The sequence below is a fragment of the Allocoleopsis sp. genome (genome assembly GCF_036703385.1).
Taxonomy (GTDB): domain Bacteria; phylum Cyanobacteriota; class Cyanobacteriia; order Cyanobacteriales; family Coleofasciculaceae; genus Allocoleopsis.
Map to the genome: position 1 here is coordinate 1 of NZ_DATNPA010000024.1, position 5284 is coordinate 5284.

General features: G+C 48.9%; 3 protein-coding genes. 2 read left to right on the top strand and 1 reads right to left on the bottom strand.

Annotation, left to right across the window (positions count from 1 at the left end):
* Positions 1–29 precede the first annotated feature (29 nt).
* Positions 30–410 (bottom strand): hypothetical protein, encoded by a 381-nt coding sequence (locus V6C93_RS01190; protein WP_333474810.1) that lies wholly within the window; start codon positions 408–410, stop codon positions 30–32.
* Between the two features lie 242 nt (positions 411–652).
* Here V6C93_RS01190 and V6C93_RS01195 point away from each other — a divergent pair, with 242 nt between their 5' ends.
* Together V6C93_RS01195 and V6C93_RS01200 are read left to right on the top strand one after the other, a co-directional pair.
* Complete coding sequence (locus V6C93_RS01195) at positions 653–3964, top strand: filamentous hemagglutinin N-terminal domain-containing protein (RefSeq protein WP_333474811.1); 3312 nt, start codon at positions 653–655, stop codon at positions 3962–3964.
* Positions 3954–5284, top strand: a 1331-nt coding sequence (locus V6C93_RS01200; protein ID WP_333474812.1) for a tetratricopeptide repeat protein, incomplete at its 3' end; no start/stop codon positions are given. The genes V6C93_RS01195 and V6C93_RS01200, both read left to right, overlap by 11 nt.

The window sequence follows — 5284 nt, forward strand, 5'->3', positions numbered from 1 at the left end:
AAATTCTTGCAGGGCAAGAATTTTGGGCATTATTTAGAATTACTTGGGGCGGCGGAGGCGCTTAATTGCGGGAAGTTGCGGGGTGTAACGCTTATCATCCGTTTCAACTGATAGTTTGGCATACCAAGTAATGAAGAGCCATAAAATTCTTGATTTTCCTCAAAATGAGCTAAAAGTTGAGGAATCTGAGGATGATTGCCCAACCGATAGAGGACTTGTGCTTCTGCGTTGAATAGCTGTGCTGCTACTTGTAGATTATTGGACTCAGTGACTTCAGGGTTGAGTTGCTTAACAATACATCGAGGATTACCCGGTAGCTGCCGATCTTCAGCCAAGAAGGTAATACCATACCCCCCACGCCCCAGCTGATTGATAATCTGATAGCGTCCACCGATTAGTTGCCCTTCCATGAGATTGATTTCGATATGACAATGAACTGTTAACTGTTCTATAACAAAAAGTTAAAGATATTTCTCATTTTAAGCAAGTAATGCTAAGGTAATCCCTAATTTGTGGCAAAAACGATAAGTGTAACTCTGTTGTTGTTAATAGCAGTTTGGACAAAGACAGAATCAGATTAACCAAAATTCTTAACCTTTAATCTATTTTCCAGACAGTTCTTCACGAAAGTCTTCCATGAGGAAAGCCCATCATGACTTCAATCTGGCAGTGTTTGTGCTGGAAGGTAGGGTTAGCGAATGCAAGAGCAAGCGCGATACCGAAAGCGGTTCGCTGGGTGAGCATCGCTCTGATTGTCACTTTTGGAAATTGTGCTGAGGCTGAGATAATACCCGATGGCACCTTAGGATCGACAGTTGACCCCCTCAACAATAACGATGTTCCGAGTATTCTAATTACTGGTGGAACACGCCTAGACAATACTCTCTTTCATAGCTTTGGGGAATTCACAGTTCAAGCAGGGCAAACAGCCTTGTTCACGCATCCTGCTGGAATTGAAAACATCCTGACACGAGTCACTGGCTCCAACCCCTCCAACATCCTAGGAACGCTTGGTGTCACGGATGGCAGTGTCACGGGTGGCAATGCTAACTTATTTTTGATTAACCCAAAGGGTATTTCCTTTGGGCCAAATGCCCGTTTGCTTCTTAATGGTTCCTTCGTCGCCACCACTGCCAATGCGATCGCTTTGAGCAATGGAGACATTTTCAGTACTAATCCAGCTGCTCCCCTGCCGAGCCAACTGTTAAACGTAAATCCTAATGCGTTGTTCTTCAATCAAATTCCGGCTCAGCCAATTGTCAGTCAAGCTCGTCTAAGCCTTGCTCCGGGAAACAGTTTATTGTTCGTCGGTGGCGATGTAAGGTTGGAAGGCGGCATTTTGCAAGCACCAGGGGGTCGAGTCGAATTGGGCGGCGTGGCAGCACCGGGAAATGTCGCCCTGAACGTCAATGGCAATTCTCTAAGCTTGAATTTTCCCACAGATGTTGTACGAACCGATGTCTCCATCACCAACGCGGCTGGAATTAATGTAGTTAATGGAGGTAGCGGCAGTATTGCGATTAACGCCCGCAATATCGATGTTTTGGATCGCAGTTACCTCTCTGCCGGGAGAATACTTTCTGACACCAATAATAGTCAGCCCGGAGATATTACCCTCAATGCGACAGGAGCCATCAACATCTTCAATGGCAGCTCCGTTCTCAATGTTATTTTAGGTTCCGGGACGGGTGGCAACGTAAAGATTGACACGGGGCAGTTGGTGATTCGAGATGGAGTAGTGGGAAGTAGTTCTCTTTCCAATCAAAATCGTGGAGGAAATCTCCTTGTTAATGCTTCCCAGTCCGTCGAAGTGACAGGAACCACCGTTGATGGTAGAGTTTCCATCAACACAGCGATCGGCGCACTCCAAACTATTCCTATCGGCTTGTTTACCGCTCCCCTCGGAGCTGGGGGAAGTGCTGGAGACATGACCATTCAGACTGGGCGGTTGCTGGTTCAAGGTGGGGCAAGGCTAGCCGTTGGTACAGATAACCAGAATCCAGGCGGAACTTTAACCATTCAAGCCTCTGACTTAGTGGAACTGATTGGCACCTCAGCCAACGGCACTCCAACGATTGTTGCTTCTGGAACTCAGGGGAACGGGCGCTCCGGCGACGTGACGATTGACACCAGGCGATTAGTGGTTCGGGATGGAGCCATCGTCACGACTGGAACGTCGAGTGAGGGACAAGGGGGACAATTAACCGTGCGAGCGTCCGAGTCCGTGGAACTGCTGGGGACTGCTGCGGTGACTTTAGACGACACTTCCCTACAACGACTAATTGGAGCCTCGCTGAGTCCGTTTCTCGGAGTCCGCCCGTTACCCAGTGGCTTGATTGCAGCGACGGTGGGGGCGGGAAAGTCAGGAGATTTAACCATCGAAACGGGACGACTGGTCATTCAGGGTGGGGCACAGGCATCAACCTCTACAGGAAGTTTAGGGAATGGGGGTGAGTTGCGAGTGCAGGCATCTGAAATCGAGCTATCTGGAATTTCACAAGATGGTTTTTTCTCAAGTGGTTTATCCATCGATTCTCGGGGTGCGGGTGATGCTGGAAATTTAAGCATTATTACCCGACAAATGACCCTGCGGGATGGAGGCCAAGTTTTAGCAAGCGCATCTGGTACCGGTCGCGCCGGAACCTTGGAAGTCAACGCCTCTGATTCGGTGCAAGTGATAGGTACTGCCACTAATGGAAAACCGAGTAGCTTGTTATTTGATACCTCTGGTTCCGGCAATGCGGGAAATTTAAAGATTACCACCGGGAGGTTAATCGTTCAAGACGGCGGACAAGTTTCGGCTGGCACCACAGGTACCGGTCAGGGAGGAACTTTAAATGTTAACGCATCGGATTTTGTAGAAGTGCGTGGTACCTCAGCCGATGGTCAGACTCCCAGTCGCTTGTTATTTGATACATCCAATGCTGGAGATGCTGGAGAGTTGAAAATTACCACTTCCACGTTAAGGGTTCGGGATGGCGGACAAGTATCAGCAAGAACGTCTGGTACAGGTAGAGGGGGCGTGTTGCAGGTAGCGGCATCAAATGAAGTGGAAGTGAGTGGTACTTCAGCTAATGGTCAATTTGCCAGTGGCTTATATTTTGATACCAGCAGTGCCGCCAATGCCAGAGGGATAACCATTGATACGGGACGCTTAGTAATCCAAGATGGGGGGCAAGTCACGGTCAGTGGTACGGGTTCGGGAGCAGCAGGGGACTTGGAAGTTAACGCGGGTTCCATCTTCTTGAACAATCAAGGAAAACTGAGCGCGACAACGACTTCTGGTGAGGGGGGTAACATTCAGTTGCGGGTGGAAGACTTCATCTCACTGCGTCGCAACAGTGAAATCTCAACGGAAGCGAGCGGCACGGGTAATGGTGGCAATATCAACATGGATACGGGTGGCTTTGTCGTGGCAATCCTCTCAGAGAACAGCGATATCGTTGCCAATGCCTTTCAGGGTCGAGGAGGCAATATCTCCGCCAGAGCACGAGGGATTTATGGCTTCAGACGTTTTGAAAATCGCCGTACTCCCGAAAGTGACTTCACGGCGAGTTCGCAGGTTGGATTAGATGGGGTCGTGGAGATTGATGTCAGGAACGAGCCACAAGCCATCCCTTTACCAGAGAAGGTTGTAAGCACTGAAATTGACCCAGTTTGCCAAGCCAGTCAGGGGCAAAACCACAGCGAATTTATCATCACAGGTCGCGGCGGTTTGCCGGATAATCCTAGTGGGACTCTCAACCATGATGCGGTGTGGACAGATTTACGTACTCCAACAACTGTAAGCACCATTCAGGGTGAAGAGTCGGTTACTTCTAGAACGCCAACTACCCAACTCCCCATTGTGGAAGCGAATGGATGGGTAATCAATAATAAAGGCGAGGTCGTCCTCACCGCTAGTGCTCCTAACGTTACACCCCACAGTCCCAACCTGACGCCACAAGATTGCTATGTTCCCTAAACGTCGAAAGAGTCACAACAACCGCACCTATTTTTTTTTGAAGTTAAGGCGAATAGCAAGAGGTTGGGCAACTCAGTTTTTTCTAGGGTTGATAACGACCTTTTTCTGTACCTTAGCCACTCCGATTTTTGCCAAGGTTCCCGCTGTCGCCCCAGTTGTCCAAAATCAACCCAATCAATCTCAACGACTACAACAGGGTAAAACCTTCTATGAGGAGGGAAAGTTTGCGGACGCGGCAGCCGCTTGGCAACAGGCGGCAAAGGTCTATCAAGAGCAAGGAGATAGAATCAATCAAGCTTTGGCGTTAAATTACCTCTGCTTAGCGTACCAGCAATTGGGCCAGTGGAATGAGGCGGAAAGTGCGATTCGCAAGGCGATAGCTACGCTTAACGCATCCAGCCTCAAACTCTTGCAAGAACAGCCAACAACAATCCCTTCCACCCAACGCTTACCCGTCCTTGCCCAAGCCCTAAACATGCAAGGTCAACTGCAACTGGCGCAAGGACAAGCCGAACCCGCTCTCAATACTTGGAAACAAGCTACCACTATTTATGCTCAAATCGGAGATCGCACGGGAATGACCGGCAGCCTGATTAACCAAGCCCAAGCTCTACAAAATTTGGGGCTTTACCGTCTGGCTAACAAGACTCTAACCGAGGTGAAACAAGCCCTACAAAATCAACCCGATACTCCTATTAAAATTACGGCTTTACGTAGCCTCGGCAATGCGTTGCGCGTGGTTGGAAAATTAGACGAATCCCGGCAGATTTTGCAGCAAAGTTTGGCTTTAGCCGAGCAACTGCAATCCTCTTCTGATATTAGTGCCATTCTTTTGAGTTTAGGGAACACAGCCCGAACCCAGCAGGACACCGAAGCGGCTTTAGAGTTTTATCAACAGGCAACAGAATCATCCACCTCACCCCTAAGCCGCGCTCAAGCCCAACTCAATCAACTGAGCTTGTTGCTGGACACGAAGCAAGTTAGCAATGCTCAGGCATTGGCATCACAAATTCAAGCTGAAATCTCTAACCTACCCTCTAATCGAGCCGCCGTCTATGCCCAAATTAACTTTGCCCAAAGTTTGACGCGTTTAGGGCAGATGAGTACGACCAGCACGTTCTCATCGAGAGAAATTGGTCAAATCTTAGCCAAAGCCCTGCAACAAGCCAAAACCTTAAACGATGCTCGCACACAAGCTTATGCCTTGGGACAGCTAGGTGCAGTTTACGAACAAACCCAGCAATTTCAAAATGCTCAAGACCTCACCGAACAAGCCTTGTTAATCGCTCAAACCAATAATGCTCCGGATATTGCCTACCG

What these genes read in the sequence shown, in the direction of transcription:
- V6C93_RS01190 (WP_333474810.1), bottom strand. Translation starts at nt 410, where the DNA reads ATGGAAGGGCAACTAATCGGTGGACGCTATCAGATTATCAATCAGCTG.
- V6C93_RS01195 (WP_333474811.1), top strand. Translation starts at nt 653, where the DNA reads ATGACTTCAATCTGGCAGTGTTTGTGCTGGAAGGTAGGGTTAGCGAAT.